We start from the raw sequence: 24,210 nt of genomic DNA on the forward strand, positions 1-24,210 counted from the left end.
AGTGGCATTCGTTTGGTTTCGATAGCGTTCTTAAAAACGGTTCTTCCACTCGCGTAGAGTGGTGAACGTAGCGAGATCATCATTATTAACACCCTGGGTACCTGCCGCCTGGCGCACGCTATCAGTGCCCACGCGGAGGTAGGGATTAATCTTCAGCTCGCGTCCTATCGTGCTGGGTAAGGTGGGGCGATCCAATGCCCGCGCCTTCTCACACTCCTGCAAAGCGTGTTTGACGTCTTCGTTTTCAGGATCCGCAGCACGAGCAAACGTTAGGTTTGCCTGAGTGTACTCATGGGCTGCAAAGACCAGTGTATCTTCAGGGAGTTCCGCAAATTTTTTCAGCGCGGTATACATTTGCTCCGGCGTACCCTCGAATAAACGACCGCAACCGGCGCAGAAAAGTGTGTCACCGCAGAACAGTAGCGCAGGGATACCGGCGGTGAAGTAGCTGATATGATCCAGCGTGTGGCCGGGTGTCTCCATAACGTCAAACAAACGGCCCATAATGCGAACTTCGTCGCCGTCGCCCACGGTTTCATCAATGCCTGCAATGTTAGGATTGGCCGGGCCGATCACGTGAGGCGAATAGCGTTTAATTAATTCCGCTAAACCACCGGTATGATCATGATGATGGTGGGTAATCAGAATACAGTTTAGGGTTAGCGACTCACGCTCAAGAAACTCGATCACCGGGGCAGCTTCACCGGGATCCACCACGCAAACGCTTTGACTATTATCTTGTCTTAATAGCCAAATATAGTTGTCGCTAAGGGCGGGGATCGGTGTCACGCTCATCATCGACGAGATCCTTTAAGTTACGAAAAAACACATCAAACTTTGCGCTTATCAGCGCTAAATCGGTGCGTAAAAGACGTTAAAAAGCCGTTACTGTGGAGGGAAGCGCTGTTCATGTCAAATTCGACGACGGCCACGACACTGGCTAAGCGCTTACAAAGTAGCCAGCCTTATTGGCAAACAGAGGCGGGGCGTTCGCTTTGGGAAACTCAGCGCGCCTGCTTAGGGCCCGTGGTGGAATCGCGGGTGGGCGGCCACAGCTTGGAAATGAGCATGGGGCCGACACTGATGACCATGTCGGCCATTCCACACCCCATACGCTGGTCGCCTACGCGTCAGTTAGCCGATACCGATAGCACCTTAATATGTCCGCCGGATCAGCTTGCGCTGCCGGATCGCTGTTTGGACGTAATGGTCATTCACCACTGGCTTGAGCATTTAGCTGATGCCCACTTCACGCTTCAGGAGGCCGCACGGGTGACCGCCGATAACGGCATTATGGTGCTGTTTGGTTTTAACCCTATCGGTGTGAGCGGGCTTGCCCGGCAATTGCGAAAGGGGCAGCAGGCGTTTCCCTGGAACGGTAGCTGGCGCTCCGCTAGCCGCCTGCGCGACTGGTTGGCGTTTGTCGACTTTGAGGTGGAGCGAGTAGACTATTGCTGCTTTCGGGGGCGGATGAATGCCAAGTGCGGTGAATATTGGGAGTCGTTAGGGCGGCGGCATAACCTGCCGTTGGGCGAAAGTTATATGATTCAGGCTCGCCGACAGCAGCGCCAAGCGCCGGTGCAGCGCCTGAAATTTGGCTTGAAGGCACCGGCATCCCCGGCGTCGTTGGGTGTTACCCGCTCAGGCACATCTGCCCATTACTCGTCTTATCAAGAGTATCCGACTCAAGTGGCTCCCGCTAAAAGGCATGAACCTGAGTCGCAAAAAACCGGGCCATTTAAAACTAAGTCACGCAAAACTGTTTCATTTCAACCAGGGGATCAAGAGTTTGACTAAAGAGGCGGCCGGAGATCTACCCCGGGTAACGGTGTATACCGATGGAGCGTGCCGTGGCAATCCAGGCCCCGGCGGTTGGGGCGTCGTGCTGGCGAGTGGCGAGCATGAGAAAACCTTGAAAGGTTATGAGGCGGATACCACTAATAACCGCATGGAGTTAATGGCGGCGATCATGGCACTGCGCACCCTTAATACCCCGTGCGAAGTGGCGCTATGGACCGACTCCCAGTATGTTCGCCAGGGTATCACCCAGTGGATTCATAACTGGATCAAGCGCGGCTGGAAAACTGCTGCCAAGCAGCCGGTCAAAAATGCCGAGCTGTGGAAAACCCTGCACGAAGAGACCCAGCGCCATAAAGTCGAGTGGCACTGGGTAAAAGGGCACAGCGGGCACCCAGGCAACGAGCGTGCCGATTCGCTGGCCAATGAAGCGATTGATGAGCACCAAAAAAGGAGAGCATGATGCGTCAGGTGATCTTAGATACTGAAACCACGGGTATCGACCCCAAAGATGGCCATCGCTTAGTCGAAATTGGTGCCATTGAAATGGTCAATCGCCGCTTCACTGGTCGCACTTATCACCAATACATCAACCCCGAGCGGCATATCGACGCTGAAGTCGTCGACGTTCACGGGATTGATGACGCCAGAGTTGCTAACGAGCCGATATTCGCTGCAATTGCCGATGAGTTTTGGGCGTTTATCGAAGGCGCAGAGCTGGTGATTCATAACGCCCCCTTCGATGTGGGCTTTATTGACCACGAGCTCGGCATGTTGAATCGGCAGCGTAAATCCCCTCTGTTGGGGCCCGTCAGCGATCATTGCAGGATACTCGATACGCTGACTATGGCGCGCAAAATGCACCCCGGCCAGCGCAACAGTCTTGACGCATTATGTAAACGCTACGATATCGACAATGGCCACCGGGTGCTGCACGGCGCCCTGTTAGACTCTGAGATTCTCGCTGAGGTCTACCTGGCGATGACCGGTGGGCAAACCGCGCTGACCTTAGACGCGGCCAGTGCCGCGGAACAAGAACAGGCGGATACCTCCAATGAAGGGCTGTCGATTCAGCGTGTCTCCCTAACGCCTGGCCAACTGCGCGTGGTGCGCCCAACCGACGAAGAACAAGCGGCCCATAAGGCCAAGTGCGAGGCGCATAAGCTGCATTGGTTTGAGGGTGCGGCCAGCGATGCTTAGGCGAGAAATTCCCCATCATGAACAAGCCGGGCGGGTAATTCGTCTATCGCGCAGCCTGTTGGCGCCCGCACCGCTAAGCGGCAGCGAAGCATTAACGCCGTTGCAGCCCTACCAACCCTGGACAGAGCAGATGCAGCCGCTTTGCTACTGGGATGACGAACCGGTGGCGCTGCTCGTTGAGCCCCAGGCCGGAAGCGGTTGGATTGACGGTCGCCAATGGATGAGCGAACTCTCCACCGGCTGGTTTAGCCTGCTCTCTACGGCGCTACAGGTAGGTGCTTGGTTAGAGAACCATCGTTTCTGCGGACGCTGTGGTGCACCGGCCACCAAACTCACAGCGGAATTCGCGATGCACTGCCACGCCTGCGGGCACCGCAACTATCCGCGTATTTCCCCGTGCATTATCACCCTGGTAACCAGCGGGGAAGCGATGCTGCTTGCCCGTGGCCCGCGCTTCCCACCCGGGCGCTACTCCACCTTGGCAGGTTTTATCGAGCCAGGGGAGTCAGCGGAAGAGGCGGTACACCGCGAGGTGTTTGAGGAAGTGGGCGTGCATATCGATCAACTGCGTTATCACCAAAGTCAGGCGTGGCCATTTCCGCACTCGCTGATGTTTGGCTATTTTGCTGAAGCGACCACTCGGCGCATTCGTATCGACGGGGTAGAGATTAGCGATGCGGCGTGGTTTTCACCCCGTCAGTTGCCCTCTCTGCCGCCGCCTTACTCGATATCCCGCGAGTTGATCGAAACGCATTTGGCACGCTGGCGCGAGTAAATGGCGCCGCGTGCCGATATCGCCATTACTCGCTAGGGAATAAGCTTGTCAGCTTTGTGGCCAACATGACATTGCCGGTGGCTTTCAGCTTGCCGGTCATAAAGGCCGTCATGCCATTGATCTCGCCACTCATAATGCCTTTCAGCGTGTCAGTGGTTAGGCTTAAGCTGACAGAAGGATCGTCGTGCTCACCCTCTTGTACGTCCAACGTGCCATCTTGGATGTTTAAGTAGTAGCTGCCAGCATCGGTAAAGTGAAACTGGAAAACTTCATTCATGCCCTTTGCTGCTTGCGGACTGAAACGCGCTTTTAGCTTCTCAAGGGTAGTGTTTGACATAACATATCTCTCAGTTAGGTAGATGAACTTAAGTAGATGGGACTAAGGCTAGCGACCACCGCCAATATAAACAATCGCAAAGGCAAGCGAGGTTATTTCATACGTGCGTTCCAATCAAGCACTGTCCCGATCAGGTATATGCCAAAGTACACGTCATAAAGGAATCAACCCTCTAAATGGAGAACGTCAATGAGTGAATGGGTAGCAGAAATAGGCACCTTTGTTGTGCAAACCACTATCGTGATGGCGCTGATAGGCGTTGGCTTGCTGCTGATTGCGCGCACCAAGCAAGACAAAGAGAGTGACCTGAAGCTCACTATCGAGCCGCTAAACGATCAGCGCCGCCGCCGTGGTCGGCGTTTACGGCTGGCTGCTACCTTGCCGGGGGCGCGTAAAAAGCTGCTGAAAGTATTTCGTAGCGAAGATAAAAAGCGCCAGAAGGGGCATAAATCGGAGCAAGATGCTGCCCCAGCGTCGCAGGTTTGGGTGCTCGACTTCCACGGCGACCTGAAAGCCTCCCAAACTGAGCATTTTGCGCAAGAGGTGTCCGCTATTATCGACGTTGCCGCTAAACAGGATGAGGTAGTGGTGCGCCTTGAGTCTGCGGGTGGGCTAGTGCATGCCTACGGCCTGGCAGCCGCCCAGTTAGACCGGCTGCGCACGGCAGGGCTGACCAMCACGGTGTGTATCGATAAGGTGGCAGCAAGCGGTGGCTACTTGATGGCGTGTACCGCACAGCATATTAAGGCCGCGCCCTTTGCGGTGATTGGCTCTATCGGCGTGGTGGCACAAGTCCCCAATATTCACCGCCTGCTCAAGCGCCACGATGTTGACGTTGAGCTGCTTACCGCCGGCAAATACAAGCGCACCTTGACCGTGCTGGGTGAAAATACCGAAGAGGGCAAAGCAAAGTTCTTAGAGGATTTAGAGAATACTCACCGCTTGTTTAAAAGCTATGTGGCAGAACGGCGCCCCACCATGGACATCGATACACTCGCTACGGGCGAGATTTGGTACGGCAGCGAGGCATTGCCCCAACAGCTTGTTGACAGCGTAGGTACCAGCGAAGCCTATTTGGTTGAACGCATGACCGAGGCGCAAGTCTTCCTAGTGAAACTAGAAGCACCTAAAACCGTCAGTCGGAAACTGGGCTTGGCCGTGTCGGAAGGGATCGAAAAAGCGGCGCTGAAGGCGCTGGGTGTAATCGACGCCGCTGGGTGGCAGCGGCGCTGAGATTAACCTTAAAACATCAGGCAGCGTAATGGTGTGCCAAGGTGGCGATTACTGCCTTGGCACTTTCACTGCTTAATGAGTAATAGATCGTTTGTGACTCCCGCCGGGTATCGACGAGCTCATCACGCCGCAAAATAGCCAGATGTTGAGAAAGCGCTGACTGGCTTAACGCAAGTTGTTGATTAATTTGCGTTACTGACAGCTCTTTCTCGGCAAGAAGGCAGAGTATTTGCAGCCGTTTCTCGTTGGCCAACGCTTTAAGCAGGTTAGTACCCGCTTCAATCGCGCGACAGTTATGTTCAAGCAGGCGTGTGGCGGCGCTTGTAGAAGCAGACATAAAGTTCTCCTTGCCTACACTGTTACATCAGCGTTTTATAAGCATTGTTATACGTTGTCGAGGCATCGTCGCGTCGCGAGGATTAAGTTGTTTAATGATCAGTAATTTAGCGAGTTTTGTCCAAGCTGCTGTTTAACGATTAATCAATGGTAGTTGTTCGCCATCTTGTCGACAATGTCGAGGGCTGTCTAGCGCTTTAGTCGCTATTTAGCCCATAGTATGAGGGTGAGGCGTCGGTTTCCTTTGTAAAGTGTCAACAATCCTTTTTGATCGCTACTACAAAAAAGATAGGGACACCATGAGCCGCTACCAACACACCTTCCAACGCTCCATCGAACACCCGGAATCGTTTTGGGCCGAGCAGGCCAAACGTATTCCCTGGTACACGCCGCCGCAAACCATACTCAGTTTTGATGGCCAGCACCCTGCACAAAAACATGCACGCTGGTTTAGCGACGGTGAAATGAATCTTAGCTACGCTGCGCTGGATTACCATGTTGAAAATGGCCGCGGTGACCAGGCGGCGATTTTTTGGGATTCGCCCGCCGCCGAGGCCAAGCTAACCATTAGCTACCGGGAAATGCGTGACAAAGTGGCGTACTTCGCGGGGGCGCTGACCCAGCTAGGTGTCACCAAGGGGGATCGTGTGATCATCTATATGCCGATGATCCCCGAAGCCCTGGTGGCTATGTACGCCTGCGCCCGTCTTGGCGCCATTCACTCGGTGGTGTTTGGAGGCTTCGCCCCCCATGAACTGGCGGCACGCATCGAAGACGCCGAACCTAAAGTGGTGGTTGCCGCTTCCTGCGGTATCGAATTGGGCAAGGKGTTGCCCTATAAGCCAATGGTAGACCAAGCCGTTGCATTAAGCGCCCATAAGCCGGATGCCTGTGTGGTTTATCAACGCGCAGCACACCGTGCTGAACTGGGAGCAGGCGATCATGACTGGGAAACGCTGGTCGCCAAGGCGCCGTTTGCAGAGTGTGTCCCGGTAAAGGGCACCGACCCGCTGTATATCCTGTATACCTCGGGTACCACTGGAAAGCCCAAGGGGGTTATGCGCGATACGGGTGGCTACGCGGTGGCGCTGGCTTATTCGATGCAGGCGATCTACGCCATGGAGCCCGGCGACGTATTCTTTACCGCCTCGGACGTGGGCTGGGTCGTCGGGCACTCGTATATTGTTTATGCGCCTTTGTTAGTGGGTTGCACCACAGTAGTGTACGAAGGAAAACCGGTAAAAACTCCTGATGCAGGCAGCTTTTGGCGGTTGATTGAAGAGTACCGGGTTAAGAGCTTCTTTACCGCGCCCACCGCCTTTCGCGCGATTAAGAAAGAGGATCCCGATGCCAAATTGCTGCAGAACTATGATATCAGCAGCTTGAAGCACCTTTACGTGGCCGGTGAACGCCTTGATCCTCCTACATTTCATTGGCTGGATGACCTTTTKGATGTGCCGGTGATAGACCACTGGTGGCAAACCGAAACTGGCTGGCCGATTGCCGCTAATTTGCCGGGCATTGAGTCAACGCCGACCAAAGCGGGGTCAGCGACATTCCCGGTTCCCGGCTTTAATGTACAGGTGCTTAATCGCGACGGTGAGCAGGCCAAACCCATGGAGCAGGGCAGTGTGGTGATCAAACAGCCCATGCCTCCGGGGTGTTTGACCGGCGTTTGGCGGGACGAAAAGCGCTTTCATAGCGCCTATATGGCGGCGTTCCCCGGCTACTATTTAACCGGCGATGGCGGCTATTTTGATGAGCAGGGCTATCTGTTCATTATGGGCCGCACCGATGATGTCATTAGCGTCGCGGGTCATCGGCTTTCAACAGGGGAAATGGAAGAGGTGGTCGGTGCCCACCCAGCGGTGGCCGAGTGCGCTGTAATTGGGATTCATGATGATCTGAAAGGGCAGCTGCCAATCGGCTTAGTGATTCCCAAAGATGGCTTTGATGGTGATGAAGCCACACTAGAAGCCGAACTGATTGCGCGGGTTCGCGAACACATTGGCCCGATTGCCTGCTTCAAGCAGGTGTTAGTGGTAGATCGTTTGCCCAAAACCCGTTCGGGTAAGATTTTGCGCAAGCTGCTGCGCACGATTGCTGACGGTCAAGAGTTTGCTATTCCCTCCACTATTGATGACCCCACCAGCTTGGCGGATGTTCACGCCGCCATGCGTGAGCGCTCGGTAGGCGCGGCGGACAGAGCCACTCCGCTGGATTGACGTTTGGCAGGCCCAAGCCGCCCGAGATTGAGGGCGGCTTTCATTAGCCGACTTTTAATACCCCACAGAAGCCGTATAATGCGCTCCCCAGAACAGCGCCAGCTTTATCAACGTTGATGTAGCGATGCGCTTACTACCCCGAGGGTTCCCTAACCCCTCTTCGCTATTAAAAAAAGGTCTACCCGTATGTTTGCATTGAGTGAAACTCAGCACCGCCGTTGCCTAATGGTGATGGTGGCTTTCCATATCGGCATTATTGCCGCCAGTAACTATCTCGTTCAGCTGCCGTTTACGCTGTTTGGTTTTCACACCACCTGGGGGGCGTTTAGCTTTCCGTTTATTTTTCTAGCGACCGATCTAACCGTGCGTCTGTTTGGTAAAGGGCCCGCACGGTCGATTATTCTGCGCGTGATGCTACCCGCGCTGCTGGTCTCTTATGTGGTCTCAGTGGTGTTTCCCCGTGGCAGCTTTGCCGGTATTGAAGCGCTGTCGGAGTGGAATCTGTTTGTTGCCCGTATCGCACTGGCTAGTTTCTTGGCCTATGTGATCGGCCAGCTGTTGGATGTTCAGGTGTTTGACCGCTTGCGCCAGTGGGCATGGTGGGTGGCGCCGGTCTGCTCAACGGTGCTGGGTAACCTGGCCGATACCTTTGCATTCTTCTCGGCGGCGTTCTATAACAGCCCAGACCCGTTTATGGCCGCCAACTGGATCGAAATTGCTGCCGTCGACTATGCCATTAAACTCGCCATCAGCCTGCTGTTTTTCCTACCGCTGTATGGCTTGCTGCTTGCCTGGCTAACGCGCCGTTTGGTGGTTTGGACAGGTCAGGKGGACGCCGCACCCCGAACGGCGTAATGGCGTAATGGCGTAATGGCGTAATGACGTAAACACCACACAGACCGCAAAGCTTAGGAGCTAGCATGACTGCCGTTGCCACCGTTGATCTGCATTTTATCGATATGCCCGCCGAAGAAGCCGCCGCGGATACCACCCCACTGGTGATTATTCACGGCTTGCTGGGAAGTGCCGATAATTGGCGTTCGCACTTGAAAGKGTGGCAGCGCAGCCGCCGTGTGATTGCGCTGGATCTGCGTAACCATGGCCGCTCGCCCCATGCAGAAGGCATGCGTTACGCGACCATGGCGGATGACGTTATAGCGCTACTGGATAAGCTTTCGATTGAGCGCGCTCACGTGCTGGGCCACTCCATGGGCGGCAAAGTGGCGATCAGTCTGGCGCGCTTGGCGCCCGAGCGTGTGGCATCGCTGATAGTCGCCGATATTGCCCCAGTGGCTTATGAACATGGCCATGACGATGTGTTTGCCGCGCTGGACAACGTGCGGAAAGGGCAGCCCAAAAACCGCCGTGAAGCCGATGACCTGCTGGCTGAACATGTGGATTTCCGGCCCACAAGGCTGTTCTTAGCCACCAATCTGGTGCGCAATGACGATAACGTGATGGCGCTTCGGGTAGGCTTAGATGAGATCAAGCGTGGGTATGGCGACATTATCGGCGTGCCGGATGGCGAGCAGCCCTACGATGGCCCAGCGCTGGTGCTGCGTGGCGGCGATTCCCACTACGTGGCCGACGATATGCTGCCCGCACTGCGTGAAGTGTTGCCCCGCGCCCGTGTGGTAACGCTTAAAAATGCCGGTCACTGGCTACACGCCGACCAGCCGGATGCCTTTCAGCAGGCGGTCGAGGCGTTCGTCGACGCCCAGTAGATGCACGCGCAGTCATACAAACAGGCGCTGCCTTATCAGAGCGGAGTGACCGTTAAGCCGTGCTGCTCTGGATAACGCAAGAAACGGTTCAAAATTCGGTAGCTATCCACATCGAAGCTTGCGGACGTTTCCGCAAGCGTTTGCGCGTTGTTAAAACTGGTCGCGCTGCCTAGATAGCACCACTGGCGAACGACATGCCATGCAGACCCTGTAGCGCCCGCTGACTTCTCCTCAATAGCAATACTGCCCGGCCAGGGCCACACGTTGACCTGAAGCTGGGTGAGTGCTTTTTGCGCCCGCTGGGTATGCGCTGCTATCGACTCCTGACCATTGCACGCTCCACGGCACTTGCCCACCTGATTGGCAAAACAGCGCCCCTTACCTTTTTCCAGCCCCAACACCCGAGGGCAGAGCTGCTGCTCTTCAGCAATGGCGCGCAATGCATTCTTGGCCTCGCGTGCATTACGAAACAAGCCATACAGCGTGCCGCTTATAGGCTGGGTCAGGGCGTTACCGCTAAGCAACTCAGGGTGGTCGGCTTCCTCCGCCCAGTGCCMGGTAGTTAACTTGCGCTGTTTGCGTAGCTGCCGGTTCATAATCGGCATTAACGTTTTAACCAGCTGCGCCTCACGCAACTGGGCGCCTAAATCGCCAGCGGTCTCTTCCCACTCGATATGCTGAACCTGCTGGGCGAGGCGCATCTCTTTGTCGTCCTGGTGGTCGCGTTGAAAATGCCCTAGTACACGGCTGCGCAAGTTGACGCTTTTGCCCACATACAGGGGCAGCCGGTTGTGGCCATAAAACAGGTAGACGCCAGGGCGGGCGGGCAAATCTTGCAACTGGGCGCTATCCAGATGGGCAGGTAGCGTGCGGTGGCGGCGTTCATCGCCCAGCAGGCGCTGCCACGCTTCGTCGCTGTGTTCTGCCTGCCATGCCTGCCACAGCGACCACAGTGCATCCACATCGTCTCCGGCACGGTGGTGGCGGGTGGGTGTAATGCCGTAGCGGTTAAGCAGCGCTTTCAGATTGTGCTGACGCTGTTGGGGCGCTATCCGTCTTGATAACCGCAGTGTGCATATCAGCGGCGCCCGGAAATCCTGCCCAGCACGCTTAAATTCGTTGCGCAGAAAACTGTAGTCAAAGCGCGCATTGTGGGCCACTAATTGCCCGTCGCCCAACCACTCTCGAAGCGACTCGGCTATCTGTGCAAAGCGTGGCGCATCAACAAGCATGTCGTCGCAAATCCCGGTCAACTGGGTGATCTGCGCGGGTACCTTGCACTCCGGATAGATCAAGCTCGACCAGCGGTCAATCAGCTCGCCATTGATGACTTTAAGGGCGGCTATTTCGGTGATTCGATCCCGCGTCGCGCGGGTGCCAGTAGTCTCAACATCAACAAAAATTAAAGCTGTTTCGCTCATGGGCCGCCAGGTTCGTGGATAAAGAGCTATCAATACGCGGTTATAGAGTGTGGGGATTTACCGCCAGGCGCGATACTGGCAGCGTGTCTTCAATAATGCCCGCTTGTTGCAAAAAGGTTTCAAAGCCAGCGTAGCGTCGGCTGTCCAGCGCTGCAGGGCTCAATGCCATACGGCGCAGAATATCCTCCCAGGCGTTGGCGTTAATGTCATTGTCGAGCACAGGGTGCGCGCTAACCAGCAGATCCCAGGCTGCGTCAGGGTTGTCAATAATCCAGTGGCTCGCCTGCTCAAGGGCAAGCACGAAGCGAGACCAAGTATCAGCGCGGCGGGCAAGCGTATCGCTATTGGCCAGCACCACCAAGCCGTCATTGCGTGGAATATCTAACTCATCGAAGCGAATGACGTGGGTGTTAATACCCTCAGTCGCCAACTGCTGGGGAAGGTAGTGGTAAAAGCCATCGGCGACGGCGTCAATTTGGCCTTCACGTATCGCCCGGATGGGATCAAAGTGCAGGTTGACCGGTGGCGTAAAATCATCGGTTTGCTGCACCGAGCGGGGCAGTAAACGCGGAATGCTCAGATCGCGGCCTTCACCGGTGGTATAACCGTAGTGTAACCCTGCCAGGGTACTCTCTGTTTCTGCCTGCTCTTCACCGGTCACGATTACCGCTGTTAACGACGTTTCAATCAATGTCGCGATCCGGGTGATGTGCGCGCCATTATGGACTTGCAGATGAAGCAGCGGCTGACGGGTTAACGCCAAATCGACTTCGCCTGCGGTTAGCAGCTTGATGGCGATAGAAGGGTCGGCCGGTGACTGAATCTCCACCTCAAGCCCCTGGGCAGCATAAAGCCCTCGCTCTTTAGCAATCACCAAGGCCGCATGCTGCGGGCTCAAGTACCAATCCAGCATCAGCGTCACGCGTTTAACCGGGGGAGGCTCAAGCGGCGGTGCTGGAGTTTGCGCCATGGTGGGCACTTCCTCTTCGCTTTCGCTGTCAATGTTTCGCCAAAACGCTTCCGGCACCTCGACGTCTGTATCCAGCGTCAGCGGGTTCGTTTCTTGAGGAGTCTCTTGTTCAGAGCTCTCTTGTTGAGGGCTTTCTTCGCTCTCTTCATTAGCGTAAATAACTGAATTAGAAAACAGTAAGGTAACGATGAGACTCAATAGAATGGGGTGCCACCAGCGTGATAGGCAACGCAACATAGTCAGTAACTCCAGAGGTCGTAACGGCGAAGTGTAGCCGCCTGGGAAAGCTTCTGACCAGCCCTTTGACAATAAGAGGGCGCGGAGAAGAGACAGTAAATTCAACGGTTACATGCAATAATAGCGCTGTATTGATGTAGAGACGGAGAGTCATGGACGCAATTTATATGTTCTTTTTGGTAGGCGGTTCGCTAATGGCGCTCAGTATTCTGGCCAGCCGTTTATCGTCGATGATGGGTGTGCCGCTGCTGCTGATCTTCCTTGGGCTAGGCATGCTGGCAGGGGAAGAGGGCGTGTTGGGCGTCGTGTTTGACGACTACTCCATGGCCTTTGCTATCGGCCACCTCGCGCTTGCCATGATTTTGTTAGACGGTGGCTTACGTACCCGCCTCAAAACCTTCCGGGTAGGTTTTAAACCCGCGCTCTCTCTGGCTACCTTTGGGGTCTTTATCACTAGCGCCATTGTTGGCGTTATCGCCATGTGGATTTTTGACCTAACCATCATTCAGGGCCTGCTGGTTGGAGCCATTGTGGGTTCCACCGATGCTGCAGCAGTTTTCTCCATGCTGAGCGGTCGCGGCGTTAATCTCAACGAACGGGTAGGGGCAACGCTGGAGATTGAGTCGGGTACCAACGACCCGATGGCAATTTTCTTAACCCTGATGCTGGTCGAGCTGTTAGTGGGGGATATTGGCGGCCCCGTTCAAACGCTGCTGTTTTTCATTTCCCAGTTTGGTATTGGTTTGATTGTTGGCCTGGGGGGCGGTTGGCTGAGTGCCAAGCTGCTACGCTGGCTCGATTTAGCGCCGGGCCTTTACGCCATGTTAGCGCTGGCACTGGGGTTCAGCGTGTTCGGTTTAACCAGCGTGCTGGGCGGTAGTGGCTTTTTGGCGATCTATCTTGCCGGCTTGATGATTGGTAATCAGCCCGGGCGCCACCTTAACTTTATTCTACCTGTGCACGATGGCTTGGCGTGGCTAAGTCAAATCGGCCTGTTCCTGGTGCTTGGCCTGCTGGTCACCCCCAGTGAATTGTGGGACGTGGCACTGCCCGCTGGTTTAGTGGCGCTGGCGCTTATCTTTATTGCCCGCCCACTGGCCGTGCTGATCACCATCAAGCCGTTCTTTAAGTTCCGCTGGCGGGAAACCTTCTTTATCGCCTGGGTAGGCTTGAGAGGGGCGGTGCCTATCGTACTGGCGATATTCCCGGTCATCGGCGGGGTCGAAAACGCCTCGCTCTACTTTAATGTCGCGTTTGCTGTGGTGTTGATGTCGCTGCTKATTCAGGGCGGCTCGCTGACGCTGATGGCCAAGTGGTTGAAGGTGGAAGTGCCGGTAGGCACCGTGCCTAACCGACGCGGCCCGCTAGGCATATTGCCGGAAAACGACTTTGAGCTGTTCGTGTACGGGGTCGAGAACCAGGATTTAGAAGACGTGCCCATTCGGCTGCTGCGTTTTCCATCAGGTGCTTTGATTTCCGCGCTGTTCCGCGACCACGCCATGCTGCACCCCAAGGGCAGCACACGCTTGAAGCTGGGCGATGTGATTTGTGTGATCGGCCGCTCAGAGGACTTGTACGCGCTTAACCGACTATTCAATGGCGATGCCAAGCTCAAGCAGGAGCGCGCCTTCTTCGGTACCTTTACCCTGGATGGCAGCGCGCAAATGCAGGACATCGCCCAAGCCTATGGCCTAACGCTCAGCCCCGGCGAGCAGAACATGACGCTGGCGGAGTTTATTGCCCTGCGCGTGGGTGGCCACCCGGTGGTCGGGGACGACGTGGATTGGCACGGCATCCATTGGGTAGTCAGCGATATGGAAGGCGGCAAGATTACCCGCGTCGGGTTACGTTTGTACTAAAAGGCGTTGACTTCCAAGGAAAAGCTGTTAGTATACGCACCCATAAGCCGGAGGGATGGCAGAGCGGTTGAATGCACCGGTCTTGAAAACCGGCATAGGTTAATAGCCTATCCAGGGTTCGAATCCCTGTCCCTCCGCCACTTATTCAAGGGAATCAGCTACTTAGCTGGTTCCTTTTTTTATGTCTAAGCATCGGAAAAGGGCGAAAATATAACGAGGGGAACACCTACCGTTATACTGCTCCAGCCAGACCAGTGCATAATAGACTAAAGTCTAGTCTTCTAAGAACTCTCCCGCTCCCAGCGTGCTTACCGTCAACACTCGCTTGGCACGTAGATAGACCTCAGTCGTTCGCCGGTCGCTGTGCTGCAAATTGGTCATGGCGTTATAGCCTTGGTCATCTGCATCAGTTGCGTGCTTGGCGCGTATATCATGCTCGGTAAACCGTTCGATATGGCCCTCATGCATCGCCTTACGCATCCCATACTGCCAGCGGCTGTGAAACTTATCCTTGTTGTAAGGCATGCCGTCCCGCTTACAGGACAGCGTAGGGCCTTGCTTGCCACGGCCTAGGTTGTCGGCCTTTATCTCCTGCACTAAACGCCTTAGCTCATCATCCCAGGGGATCACAGCTTGTTTGCCTGCTTTGCTGCTGCGTAAAGCGATGCCGTCTGGAGTAAGTTGGTCTAGGCGCAGAGTGAGAAGGTCGCGTTGACGTAGTCCGGTTTTGTACTTCAGCAGGGCATAGCGGCGCACCCACGGGGAAGTGAATTTCAGGAAGCGGCTAAACTCAGCGTGCGTGATATAGCGGTCACGCGGCTTGAGCTTGAACTTGGTCACCGGATCGGCGGGGTTGTGCTCGACAATTCCCCAGCGCTGGGSATATCGAAAAATGTGCTTGAGCAGAGCCAACTCATGGTTGGCCTGCGTTTTGGACTGAACGCCGCGGGCGTCCATATAACGATAAATGTCGTGAGCCGTTATATCTCTTGGCTCGCATTCAGCAAATACTACATACGCTCCAGCACTTCGCCTTTGCTGTTTTCAAACGCCAGCAGGTGGCCCCAATCTTCTATCAGCTCGACCATTTCCTCCTGGTCGAAGGTGCTGCCATCGGCATTTAGGTAGGCAGTGAACTCTGGTGTTTTGGGCAGGTTCAAGGTAGCGGAATGATCGCAATGGCCAGGGCGCTCAGTAATGCCGATATCCAGATAAGAGCATGCCGCCATGGCGTCGCGGAATACAGGAGCTTCACTCTGGCGACCCGCCACGTAGGCAATAAAGTCTTTCAGACCCTCGGTTTTGAATTGCCCACGAAAGCGGCGGCGCTGGTCTTGATACTTTTCCATGTCCACCAGTGTTGACGCACATGACCGTTTCGGTGGTGTGTTCTTCCGACTGTGTGCCGTGTTCGGTCGGAATCTTGAAGGCCAGCTTGTGGGTAACGCCGACCCGGGCACCTGAGCCAATGTTCTCGACTGTTAGATCAATCGACACTTTGGCTTTCTTCTTCGGGTTGTCCGTTGCCAACGCTGCTGCGTGGCTAAGGACTTTACCCAGGCGTTCAGCCAATACGCCGTCTGGTCACATCGGTTGGGTGTGACATACGAGTACTACGTAGCGAGGGTGGGTGTGAATGGGAGGCATCAAAAAGGCCACCTCAGTGGGTGGCCTTAAATCAGCGCGTATTAAGCGATGGTGTTACGTTAGCAGTCTTCTGCAATCCAACGATTTTCTTGGGTCGTCGTAATTGTTTCGCTACTAATCAGCTCGGTCTTGGAGGTAGTGTGCTCTTCGCTATGCTGCGTAATGGTGATATTAATCTCAACATCTTGATCACCGTATGAATTAGACGCAGAAGCATGAACTGTGTTGCCGCTCTGCGGGGGCGAGCCTCATTGAGCTTGAGGGTGATTTTTTGCATATTTCAACAGTAGCTAAATTTCAACTGCTTAGATAGATGGATATAGCGTAGGTTTAATGCTTTTCTGCCTCATTACGAAAGGTCAGTCAGTGCTTCAGGGTGTTTTTCAGCTACTCGTAGCAATGTGCGTGCAGTGCCGGTAGGCACGCGACGGCCTTGTTCCCAGCCGCGAAGCGTACCAGGGCTTACGTCCAGCAGCTTAGCAAACTCACCTTGAGAGAGCCCCATGCGATGGCGAATTTCTGCGGCCTTGGGTACTTCTACTTGCGTCTCACGAGCGGCTTTGCCTTGCTTCATTTGGCGTATGGAAGCCAGCAGCGTATTGCCAAGCTCTTCACCGGTCATAAAGTCATCACTCTGCATCTTCAATCTCCTCTTTAATCTGCTTGAGGATGTGAGAGGGGATATTCCCACGTACTGATTTAGCGTATATCACCAATAGCCAAATCTTTCCATCCGGTAAGCAGTTGTAATGAATGACACGTACGCCGCCGCTTTTCCCTTTACCCTGTAGCTTCCAACGCACCTTTCGGCACCCACCCGATCCTGGGATAACATCACCAGCTTCAGGGTTTTTGGCTAACCACTCGAAGAAGGCTGTTCTTTCAGCTTCACTCCAAAGTGAGTCAGCGCTGGCTTTAAAGATATCTGTTTCGGCGATCGTGTACATAAGCCTATTGTGCGTCACTGACGTATAAATGGCAAATGCAAATTTCCAGATGGTGTACTAGATAGGTGGAGGGGGAGATAGATTTGGGGAGGTAATTGAGGGCTTCAGATCAGTTTGGATTCAGGATAGCAGTAGGAGGGGATAGTCAGTAATATCAGATAACGGAAAGGCGCAGTATTGGGATGGGAACAGAGCTAAAACACATGAGTATAACCGAGTATCAGTTATACTGATGCATTCTAAGTTACTGTTATATTTGGAAAAATAGAGGCTAATTCTCTGGTCTTGAAAACCGGCATAGGTTAATAGCCTATCCAGGGTTCGAATCCCTGTCCCTCCGCCAAGTATTACGACTAAGCCGCTGATTTCAGCGGCTTTTTTGTTGCCTGAAGGTTTTTGACCCACACTTTGACCCACACCTTGCAATTGGCTCTCTTCGAAACGACTGGGACGCCTATGGACAGTTCTTCTATCCATGAAGGCGTCTACAGGCATACCACTGAGCATCCTTTCCCAAAGCTTCACCCACATGACAGTCCTAATCTGCTATTCCAAAGATGACACAGACTGCAGACATCTTTATTGTAGTCTTAAGAATTATGAGTATTTGCCATAGACAGATTTCGACCCTGAGCGGACATCCCGTCAGAAGCGGCATGCTGCTTCTGCTGTGTTATGCGGCTGGTACGATAATCTATTCTATGCAGCCTATTTATAATCAATTTTTTTAATATCAATGAGAAAGATTGTTAATAAAGGGCTGTATTATCTCAATAAACGCGCCGTCGGGTTTATTGAGGTTATGTGGACGGGTTTATAATCACTGTTAAGTATCAAGGATCTTATGAGCAAGAATAGTAAATCTAAGAGAGATGCCAAAAAAAAGGCGAAAAAGCATCTGCAGAACAAAAAGCAAGATTTAGCCATGCGCGAAAAGCAAAAAATCCCAACGATCTTTCTTGATGAATCAGGAAATACAGGCTCGAATCTACTTGATCCAGACCAGCCTGTTTTCACTCTATCTAGCTGTGTATTTTCTGAAAAGGAATCTGAGAAACTGCTAGCTCTTGTAGATTCCAATTCTCCACATGAAGCACATTTCAAAAATCTGAAACGGAGAAAATCTGGTCAGGATGGCATCATTAGGTTAATGAGTAGCCAGTTACTAAATACAAAAAATGTGAAAATAAACATATTTTTAAAGGAGTTCATGGTAACAACTAAGATCGTCGATCTTCTTGTCGAGCACATGTTACACCTGATGGGCGAAGACCTCTATTTAAACGGAAGGAATATCGCTCTTTCAAACATGCTTTATTACTGTTTGCCATCATTTTGTGACAAGGATATGGTTCAATCTATGTACAAATCCTTTGTGGTAATGATTCGAGACCAAAAGCAGGACGATATTGACAACTTTTACAGCAGTCTTGAAAAGGTAAAAGAGTCTTCGTCTAGCGAGGATTTTAAAGAAGACATTGACTTTATTATAGCTACGAAAAATTGTATCCACGATGCTCTTAACGGAATTGACAAATTTTCCTTAGATCCATCAATACCAGCATTGTTTAGTCACTGCGCTCAATGGGGAGACGCATATCCGAAAGGTTTTCATATCATTCATGATGATTCTCATAGCATAGAAAAGCAAAGACTCTTGTTTGCACAATTTATGGACTGGACTCAGGACGAGGTGGAGCTTGGTTACGATCGAAGGAAATATAACCTCCCTCTTAAAGGAAAGTCTTTAAAGTTCGCTAGCTCCAAAGATTATTCACAAATTCAGGTAGCAGACATCATAGCTAGCTCATTTTCATACTGGGCTGCAGGAGTTAGTCGCGGCGAGACCGAGGATTACTTATTTTTAGAGCTTAACAAGCTCAATTTAGATCGATTTATCGGCCACAATAAAATATGGCCAACAATGGATGTAACGCCAGAGGATTTAGGCACAGTACATGATGGTGGTCTGAATGCTGCAAACTATACGCCGTTCTTTTTAGAAAAAGCCATCCCGAATCCAGATGTTGCGAACACTTAACAAGTCAATTAACTACGCGCCTTTCAGGCGCCGGACGCAGCAAAGCTGCGCCGGTTATTGAGGCGTTATGTTTCTAGGAGAGAAATTTGAGTATCTGCCTCAACCTTACATCAGCAGACATCAGCCTCACTAAAGATTTAGTGGCGATCATTGGAACTTTCGGGGCGCTGGCAATCGGTATCCTTGGGTTGAATACATGGCGTCGTCAGCTGCATGGAACCTCCAAGTTCGAAGTTGCTAAAAATATACTTACAACAACTTACAAGATTGAGGACGCGATTCAGGCGGTAAGGAGCCCAATGCTTCATCTGCGAAAAGAGGAAGTTGAGGCAGGCAGAGCCCTGGAGCAAGAGCAACGAATATACTCTGAACGGTTGCAAAGGCTGAATGAAAAGCGAGCGGAATTGAGAACCTTGGCTCTCGAAGCACGAGCCATATGGGGAGAGCAAGATCACTTCGATGCACTTCAAAAGCTTATCGGTAAGCTCCATTCCGAAATTTGGCTCCATTTCTGGTTAAAGGGCGCTTATGCAGGGCCTGGTGCCCAAGTAGATCGAAGCCCCGAGCGAGTAGCCGCGAATGATAAAATTGTCTATTTCATTAATGATGAAGATGACTTTACTCAGCAGATCAAAAATGCTGTCAGTGATATTGAGTCAGTTTACAAGAAGCGGCTCCGCGAATGACGAAACATAACCAAGCAATTAAGTACGCTCCCTGCGGTCGCCGGACGCTCGTTCCTCGCGCCGCTTATTGCGGGCGTTATATCAGCGCCTACTAAAAGGCCGCTTTTGGCCGCTAATAGCCGGACAAAGACGGCCCAACAGGCCGTCGTTTATCCTCATCAAACCTCTGTCTGTTCTGCCATTTCCAGCGCGTCATCTACCTCTATCCCTAGATATCTGAGGGTGCTTTCCAGCTTCGTGTGACCCAAGAGCAGCTGTACTGCCCTTAAGTTTTTCGTACGTCGGTATATCAGAGACGCTTTGGTGCGGCGCATTGTGTGCGTGCCATAGCTTGAAGGATCTAAACCTATTTCGGTGACCCAGGCTTTCACGATACGGGCATATTGGCGCGTGGACAGATGCTTTGTGCTATTAATGCGGCTGGGAAACAAGAAGTCTTCGCTTCTGAGTTGAGCAAGCTTTATCCAGTCCACAATAGCGATACGGGTTTGCTCGGTTATTTCGAACTGGACAGGTCGATGCGTTTTTTGCTGCATCACGATGGCTCGTGGAGATATGCACGCACCATGGGCTATATCTCGTAATCGTAAATTGACGAGGTCGCAGCCTCGTAACTTGCTATCGATGGCTAAATTGAAGAGGGCAAGGTCTCTCGTCTTTTTGGCAAGCTGTAGGCGCACACGTATGGCCCAGATATCTCGAAGTCGCAGAGGCGCCTTCTGCCCAACTAACTTGCCTTTATTCCAGGGTGTAGGTGTACGGGAGATTTCAGTCACAACGTTCATAGCATGTTCCTCCATCAGGTGGAGGTCAAAGAATGGCTCAATTCACGCTTGTTATATGCTAAGGTTAATTTGCGGTCTGGGCCCGACCCAAAGCGACCCATCCAGCCAACGCGGCATGCTGGTTCATCAGTGTTAGCACCTCAATGTAAGCGGTACTTTGAGCCAATCCAAAATAGGGACTATAGAAAATTGTTTGAGCATATCAAGAAGAGAATAATTAAAGGACTAATCGAAGAGATATCCTGCTTAGACGCAACAGGAATTGAACTGGTTGGTCATAACTATATTTCTCAGCGTGAAAAACAGACTCTAATTCACCATGGTCTAAATAAGGATTACATGCCTTCGGGTTACACAGTAGACACATTTTCTGATGACTCTTCGATTGTCGGAGAATACAGTGCCGAGAAAGGCTACTTCGATTATTCGGGGAAAAAAGATTCACCTGTTTATTCAAAAATAAATAAAGATATACGTCATGCTTTGGGCCATAAAGGCAACTCCGCTCCAGAAAAGATATACCTTATTAGTAATCAAGAAGAGAATTCATCTTTTCGCGCAAAGTTTAATGCTACACAGATTGGTCAGCAACACGCGGAACGGCTCATAATAATCGATGCAAGAGAGCTTGCTAAAGGCGTATATGAGCAGTCAATAAACAATCCGGCCGCTGCCGATTTTTACAAACAATATTTTCCAACGTTCTCTCAAAATATGGATAATTATGAGTACTTTGGGAAATTACCAAACGCTTGTGATGAATATGTATACACTGATGAGATTAACGATGCCATTAGCAATCACTTTAATACTGGAAACAGTGTTTGCGTACTACATGGAATCAGCGGGTCAGGGAAGACCCAGTCGGCTATCGATTTCGTCAGAAGAAATGAATTAAATTTGCCTAATTATATTTGGATTGGAGGTGAGGATTGGAATCGAGATACTTCACTTAGTTCTGTGCATAGAAGTAGAGGTGGGGCGCCAGTTAATGTCGCTGGGCTATTTAATTCTGAAAAATCTATCCTTGTTATCGATAATTTTGGATCCGGCCTTGAAGAAAGTGATTTTGAAGAATTGAGGTCGGGGTTTGAAAAAGGAGGGGTTGTTCTAGTTACTTCTCAAGTTTCTGTGCCGCAAAGTTCAATATACCTCTCTATTCCACAATTCTCGATAAATAGTGCCCTCGAACTACTAGGGGAAACAGGTTCTTCAGCCTCTGAGTTATGCAGAGAATTCATATCAAGATGCCGTTTTTCACCACTAATTCTCTCGATGACCAAAAAGCTAGGCGATGAACAGGGAATCGATAAAGAAACTATCTATAGGGAAATTCTAGACGAACCAGAGTTGGTCGATGACTCTAGTGGCGCATCAATTGTAAGGAAAATTCTTTCTAGCTTGCCTCAAAGTTCTCTTGATGCGCTAAAAAAAATAGCTAATTCAGGAATAAATTCTCATGATATTGAATTTTTGAGGAAATACATTGGTGTTCTAAGATGCAATTCTCTGCAAAAGTTGTCAATTCTTGTTCCCGAGAATACACCTGGAGTTCTTCGAGTTCATGAGCTTATATCTATTGCTGTTCAAGACGAATTAAATAGCTCACTTTTAGTTTCTTCGGTTGAGGATTATATATCATCAAATGCCGGTGATATGACTCCAAGTTTTCTTCGACAGATACATTTGTGTTCCGATATTATACTCAAAGAGCATCAGCGACGTGGATCTAGAGATATTGACTGGCTACATTACTCCCTACTGCAGTTAGAAGGAGATATAAAAGTAGAGCTTCATAGTGAGATACATGAAATCGCTCTTACCGAGAACGATAGTTTACAAAAGATTAAGAGCGTTATAGACGCTAAGGAAATTCATTCGTATACGATTGATGATAACGAGGAGAGGAAAAGCTATTATAGTGACTGCGCCAATTTATATGACGATCTCCTAAATAAAAATATATCTGAAGAGATACAACTGGAGCTCCTTCATCATAAAGGTAAGTCTCTTAGACGTTCAGGAATGTATACTGAAGCCTTAGAATCATTCAACCAACTGCTAGTGTTAAAGCCTGAATGGCATGCAACTTATGGACAGATTGCTCACTTAGGAACTCAAAATGGAGTAGAGAAAGATGTAAAGGACGCTGGTGAAAAAGCTATGCGAACTCTACTAGGATTTATCCAAGATGAACTGTTTTCAGTCCCCCTCCGTGTCTCATTAGCTGCTCTTGCTAGATTAAGATCATATGGAAAAATTGTTCGAGAGATTAATGAAAAAAAAGATTTAGTAAAGAAGCTGGCTGATGTGATATCTCTGTCGGCCTTAGAAGGCCTAGGTCAATTTTATGAGGCATTCGTCTCTTTTACATCAATGTTTGGATATAAGCATAGCATTGCGTGCGTCAGAATCGCAGAATCCATACCGGAGTTAATAGCTATCCCGCCAAATCAAGTTGAAAAAAGGCAATGGGTAAGCGCATGTGAAGCACTTACCAATTCATCAGTGGCAGCCGGAAGAGAAAATAACGTGAGGCTTGCCAAGTTATTGATTGATTCGGCTTTATCATTTGCAAATGAAATTAGCGGCAGTGAACAGCTCCGCTCATATGATGGAAGATGCGTGGCAAAAACATATAACATAGGTTTGGAACCAGAAAAATCAATAATAGCAATAATGAAAGTTCCCGAGGAAGAAGTAAATCATTGGTTATTATATGAGAAAGCAAAAGCACACTTAGAGCTAGGGGAAGGTAACTATGAAGAAGCGTTATCCAGTGCTAAAGAGTGTTTTTCTTCAGCAAAAAGCGATGATAAAGCATCTGCAAGAATATCTATCTATCATGACCTGCTTAGTAGTTGCTATATAAAACTCGATGATCATAAAAATGCAACTCGAGAACTTCGGGAAGCAATTGAAAATTGCTCCAATGAAAAATATAGGGCCGACCTGGAGCTTCGGTTGAAAGAACTCTCCGAATGCTAACAAAGCGCTGCTGTCGGACAAGTTTTCCGCTGCGCTCCAAACTTGCCGCAGAGCGCGGCGTTAGGTTTTCGATATTATGATCGACTCCGAGTCATATGAAGATACATTAAAAAGCTATGAATCTGCCCTCGAATGGATGCAGAAAATTGGTGTCAATCTTGGTGCTGGACGGACATCGCATTACGAGAGCCTTGTCAGCTATTGGGCTGAATCATATAGAACAGCTTCGATTGAAGAGGGAAAAAGGATCTTTCCGAGCTTTGTGAATTCGATGCTGGAAATTCACGATTTTGTGAGCGTCTACAAAGCCTTTAAAGATATTCCTGCCGCAAAGCTTGGAGGCATTGGCGCAAAGCTCAATAAAGCAGTGAATGGGCCAATAACTTTAGAGGAGGAAACTCCAGCTTCCACAACAGCTAGGAACTTTCTGTTTGAGGCGTTGGTTGCGGCAAGACTCCATGCTCCAGTTCGAGGCGCATCTGCAATTCTCGATGCGCCGTCAGATACCGGGGTGCTATTTGGCGGCAACAAAATTTGGGTCGAATGCAAGCGTGTAACATCTGAGAGAAAGATTGAGAAGAACGTCAGAAAAGCCTCACGCCAGTTAGAAGAGGTGTTACATAAGAAGATGGGGGCGAGGAACAGAGGAATGGTCGCCCTTGATGTATCGAAAATCTTTAACCCGGGGGATCGCATCTTCGTCCGTGAAAGCGACGCGCATTTGCTTCAATCTGTCGACCGCTTAATGAACGATCTAATTGAACGCTTTTCTCCAGTTTGGCAAAAGGTTTATGAGAGACGGGATCGTAAAGTAATTGGAACAATCGCGCGTTTTGCGTTTATGTCTGTATCAGAAGAGCGCAACTTGCTGGTTCATACAACTCAGTGGGGAGTGAACCCCCGTGTTGGTACGTCTGGTCAGAATGAAAATATACAGGAAGAGCTCTCTTTCGCTTTAGATATCAACTGAAGTTAATGAGATCGAAACCTAACCAGTCGCTG

23 protein-coding genes and 1 tRNA gene are annotated in these 24,210 nt (G+C 51.1%); 14 read left to right on the forward strand and 10 right to left on the reverse strand.

All coding sequences use genetic code 11. From position 1 onward, the window contains the following. Window positions 1-30: 30 nt before the first annotated feature. The gene (gloB, locus tag HALO_RS11735) at window positions 31-798 is read right to left on the reverse strand and encodes a hydroxyacylglutathione hydrolase (protein ID WP_035579436.1); all 768 of its coding nucleotides are present in this window, start codon (window positions 796-798) and stop codon (window positions 31-33) included. Window positions 799-909: 111 nt separating this feature from the next. Between gloB and HALO_RS11740 the strand changes: the two genes are divergently transcribed. From HALO_RS11740 to nudC, 4 genes are read left to right on the forward strand one after another with little or no spacing between them, the layout of a single operon-like run. Beyond that, entirely contained in the window at window positions 910-1,797 is an 888-nt protein-coding gene (locus HALO_RS11740; protein WP_035579434.1) for a class I SAM-dependent methyltransferase, read from the forward strand. Beyond that, entirely contained in the window at window positions 1,790-2,260 is a 471-nt protein-coding gene (gene rnhA, locus HALO_RS11745; RefSeq protein ID WP_035579432.1) for a ribonuclease HI, read from the forward strand. The genes HALO_RS11740 and rnhA overlap by 8 nt, the downstream gene beginning before the upstream one ends. Continuing rightward, complete coding sequence (gene dnaQ / locus HALO_RS11750; protein ID WP_035579430.1) at window positions 2,260-2,997, forward strand: DNA polymerase III subunit epsilon; 738 nt, start codon at window positions 2,260-2,262, stop codon at window positions 2,995-2,997. Before rnhA ends, dnaQ begins: the two co-directional genes overlap by 1 nt. Further along, window positions 2,990-3,772, forward strand: a complete 783-nt coding sequence (nudC, locus tag HALO_RS11755) for an NAD(+) diphosphatase (RefSeq protein WP_035579428.1) — start codon at window positions 2,990-2,992, stop codon at window positions 3,770-3,772. The genes dnaQ and nudC overlap by 8 nt, the downstream gene beginning before the upstream one ends. A gap of 25 nt (window positions 3,773-3,797) precedes the next feature. On the opposite strand, the gene HALO_RS11760 is transcribed toward nudC, so the two are convergent. Next, the gene (locus HALO_RS11760) at window positions 3,798-4,109 is read right to left on the reverse strand and encodes an SCP2 sterol-binding domain-containing protein (RefSeq protein WP_035579427.1); all 312 of its coding nucleotides are present in this window, start codon (window positions 4,107-4,109) and stop codon (window positions 3,798-3,800) included. Between the two features lie 189 nt (window positions 4,110-4,298). Here HALO_RS11760 and sohB point away from each other — a divergent pair, with 189 nt between their 5' ends. Then, entirely contained in the window at window positions 4,299-5,342 is a 1,044-nt protein-coding gene (sohB, locus tag HALO_RS11765; RefSeq protein WP_050713452.1) for a protease SohB, read from the forward strand. Between the two features lie 16 nt (window positions 5,343-5,358). On the opposite strand, the gene HALO_RS11770 is transcribed toward sohB, so the two are convergent. Beyond that, window positions 5,359-5,679 (reverse strand): ArsR/SmtB family transcription factor, encoded by a 321-nt coding sequence (locus HALO_RS11770; RefSeq protein ID WP_008956925.1) that lies wholly within the window; start codon window positions 5,677-5,679, stop codon window positions 5,359-5,361. 250 nt (window positions 5,680-5,929) lie between these two features. Between HALO_RS11770 and HALO_RS11775 the strand changes: the two genes are divergently transcribed. From HALO_RS11775 to HALO_RS11785, 3 genes are all read left to right on the forward strand, one after another. Next, window positions 5,930-7,903: a propionyl-CoA synthetase gene (locus HALO_RS11775; protein ID WP_269449294.1), complete on the forward strand. Its 1,974-nt coding sequence runs from the start codon at window positions 5,930-5,932 to the stop codon at window positions 7,901-7,903. A 186-nt stretch (window positions 7,904-8,089) separates the two neighbouring features. Then, window positions 8,090-8,758: a 7-cyano-7-deazaguanine/7-aminomethyl-7-deazaguanine transporter gene (locus HALO_RS11780; RefSeq protein WP_050713454.1), complete on the forward strand. Its 669-nt coding sequence runs from the start codon at window positions 8,090-8,092 to the stop codon at window positions 8,756-8,758. 65 nt (window positions 8,759-8,823) lie between these two features. Continuing rightward, the gene (locus HALO_RS11785) at window positions 8,824-9,627 is read left to right on the forward strand and encodes an alpha/beta fold hydrolase (protein ID WP_050713455.1); all 804 of its coding nucleotides are present in this window, start codon (window positions 8,824-8,826) and stop codon (window positions 9,625-9,627) included. Window positions 9,628-9,662: 35 nt separating this feature from the next. On the opposite strand, the gene HALO_RS11790 is transcribed toward HALO_RS11785, so the two are convergent. Continuing rightward, window positions 9,663-11,048, reverse strand: a complete 1,386-nt coding sequence (locus HALO_RS11790) for a 3'-5' exonuclease family protein (RefSeq protein WP_050713456.1) — start codon at window positions 11,046-11,048, stop codon at window positions 9,663-9,665. Window positions 11,049-11,088: 40 nt separating this feature from the next. After that, entirely contained in the window at window positions 11,089-12,255 is a 1,167-nt protein-coding gene (locus HALO_RS11795) for an ABC transporter substrate-binding protein (protein WP_035579415.1), read from the reverse strand. Between the two features lie 152 nt (window positions 12,256-12,407). On the opposite strand from HALO_RS11795, the gene HALO_RS11800 reads away from it, so the two are divergent. Together HALO_RS11800 and HALO_RS11805 are read left to right on the forward strand one after the other, a co-directional pair. Continuing rightward, a complete protein-coding gene (locus HALO_RS11800) occupies window positions 12,408-14,114 on the forward strand; it encodes a potassium/proton antiporter (protein WP_035579413.1) in 1,707 nt (568 codons plus the stop codon). A gap of 49 nt (window positions 14,115-14,163) precedes the next feature. Then, window positions 14,164-14,254: transfer RNA gene (locus tag HALO_RS11805), tRNA-Ser, on the forward strand. 133 nt (window positions 14,255-14,387) lie between these two features. On the opposite strand, the gene HALO_RS11810 is transcribed toward HALO_RS11805, so the two are convergent. From HALO_RS11810 to HALO_RS11830, 4 genes are all read right to left on the reverse strand, one after another. Further along, window positions 14,388-15,071, reverse strand: a complete 684-nt coding sequence (locus HALO_RS11810; RefSeq protein WP_231896704.1) for a tyrosine-type recombinase/integrase — start codon at window positions 15,069-15,071, stop codon at window positions 14,388-14,390. Between the two features lie 53 nt (window positions 15,072-15,124). Beyond that, window positions 15,125-15,463, reverse strand: a complete 339-nt coding sequence (locus HALO_RS11815; RefSeq protein WP_231896705.1) for a DUF2303 family protein — start codon at window positions 15,461-15,463, stop codon at window positions 15,125-15,127. A gap of 647 nt (window positions 15,464-16,110) precedes the next feature. Beyond that, the gene (locus tag HALO_RS11825; RefSeq protein WP_088701400.1) at window positions 16,111-16,401 is read right to left on the reverse strand and encodes a helix-turn-helix domain-containing protein; all 291 of its coding nucleotides are present in this window, start codon (window positions 16,399-16,401) and stop codon (window positions 16,111-16,113) included. Continuing rightward, window positions 16,391-16,708, reverse strand: a complete 318-nt coding sequence (locus HALO_RS11830; protein ID WP_035579411.1) for a hypothetical protein — start codon at window positions 16,706-16,708, stop codon at window positions 16,391-16,393. The genes HALO_RS11825 and HALO_RS11830 overlap by 11 nt, the downstream gene beginning before the upstream one ends. 844 nt (window positions 16,709-17,552) lie before the next feature. Here HALO_RS11830 and HALO_RS11840 point away from each other — a divergent pair. After that, on the forward strand, window positions 17,553-18,749 hold the full coding sequence (locus HALO_RS11840) for a DUF3800 domain-containing protein (protein WP_050713457.1): 1,197 nt from the start codon (window positions 17,553-17,555) through the stop codon (window positions 18,747-18,749). A gap of 86 nt (window positions 18,750-18,835) precedes the next feature. Beyond that, entirely contained in the window at window positions 18,836-19,435 is a 600-nt protein-coding gene (locus HALO_RS11845) for a hypothetical protein (protein ID WP_050713458.1), read from the forward strand. A gap of 158 nt (window positions 19,436-19,593) precedes the next feature. Here the strand turns inward: HALO_RS11845 and HALO_RS11850 are convergent, their stop codons facing one another. Next, window positions 19,594-20,220, reverse strand: a complete 627-nt coding sequence (locus HALO_RS11850; protein WP_050713459.1) for a tyrosine-type recombinase/integrase — start codon at window positions 20,218-20,220, stop codon at window positions 19,594-19,596. A gap of 189 nt (window positions 20,221-20,409) precedes the next feature. On the opposite strand from HALO_RS11850, the gene HALO_RS11855 reads away from it, so the two are divergent. Next, on the forward strand, window positions 20,410-23,208 hold the full coding sequence (locus tag HALO_RS11855) for a hypothetical protein (RefSeq protein WP_050714167.1): 2,799 nt from the start codon (window positions 20,410-20,412) through the stop codon (window positions 23,206-23,208). Between the two features lie 76 nt (window positions 23,209-23,284). Next, on the forward strand, window positions 23,285-24,178 hold the full coding sequence (locus HALO_RS11860) for a hypothetical protein (RefSeq protein ID WP_050713460.1): 894 nt from the start codon (window positions 23,285-23,287) through the stop codon (window positions 24,176-24,178). Window positions 24,179-24,210: the final 32 nt, after the last annotated feature.

It is taken from the genome of Halomonas sp. R57-5, assembly GCF_900070345.1.
Taxonomy (GTDB): domain Bacteria; phylum Pseudomonadota; class Gammaproteobacteria; order Pseudomonadales; family Halomonadaceae; genus Vreelandella; species Vreelandella ventosae_B.

Bases quoted from the DNA above. Each gene is read 5' to 3' on its own strand.
- dnaQ (WP_035579430.1), top strand. From the start codon at position 2,260: ATGCGTCAGGTGATCTTAGATACTGAAACCACGGGTATCGACCCCAAA.
- HALO_RS11840 (WP_050713457.1), top strand. From the start codon at position 17,553: ATGAGCAAGAATAGTAAATCTAAGAGAGATGCCAAAAAAAAGGCGAAA.
- HALO_RS11740 (WP_035579434.1), top strand. From the start codon at position 910: ATGTCAAATTCGACGACGGCCACGACACTGGCTAAGCGCTTACAAAGT.
- HALO_RS11860 (WP_050713460.1), top strand. From the start codon at position 23,285: ATGATCGACTCCGAGTCATATGAAGATACATTAAAAAGCTATGAATCT.
- HALO_RS11850 (WP_050713459.1), bottom strand. From the start codon at position 20,220: ATGAACGTTGTGACTGAAATCTCCCGTACACCTACACCCTGGAATAAA.
- gloB (WP_035579436.1), bottom strand. From the start codon at position 798: ATGATGAGCGTGACACCGATCCCCGCCCTTAGCGACAACTATATTTGG.
- HALO_RS11795 (WP_035579415.1), bottom strand. From the start codon at position 12,255: ATGTTGCGTTGCCTATCACGCTGGTGGCACCCCATTCTATTGAGTCTC.
- HALO_RS11760 (WP_035579427.1), bottom strand. From the start codon at position 4,109: ATGTCAAACACTACCCTTGAGAAGCTAAAAGCGCGTTTCAGTCCGCAA.
- HALO_RS11825 (WP_088701400.1), bottom strand. From the start codon at position 16,401: ATGCAGAGTGATGACTTTATGACCGGTGAAGAGCTTGGCAATACGCTG.
- nudC (WP_035579428.1), top strand. From the start codon at position 2,990: ATGCTTAGGCGAGAAATTCCCCATCATGAACAAGCCGGGCGGGTAATT.
- HALO_RS11770 (WP_008956925.1), bottom strand. From the start codon at position 5,679: ATGTCTGCTTCTACAAGCGCCGCCACACGCCTGCTTGAACATAACTGT.
- HALO_RS11830 (WP_035579411.1), bottom strand. From the start codon at position 16,708: ATGTACACGATCGCCGAAACAGATATCTTTAAAGCCAGCGCTGACTCA.
- HALO_RS11815 (WP_231896705.1), bottom strand. From the start codon at position 15,463: ATGGAAAAGTATCAAGACCAGCGCCGCCGCTTTCGTGGGCAATTCAAA.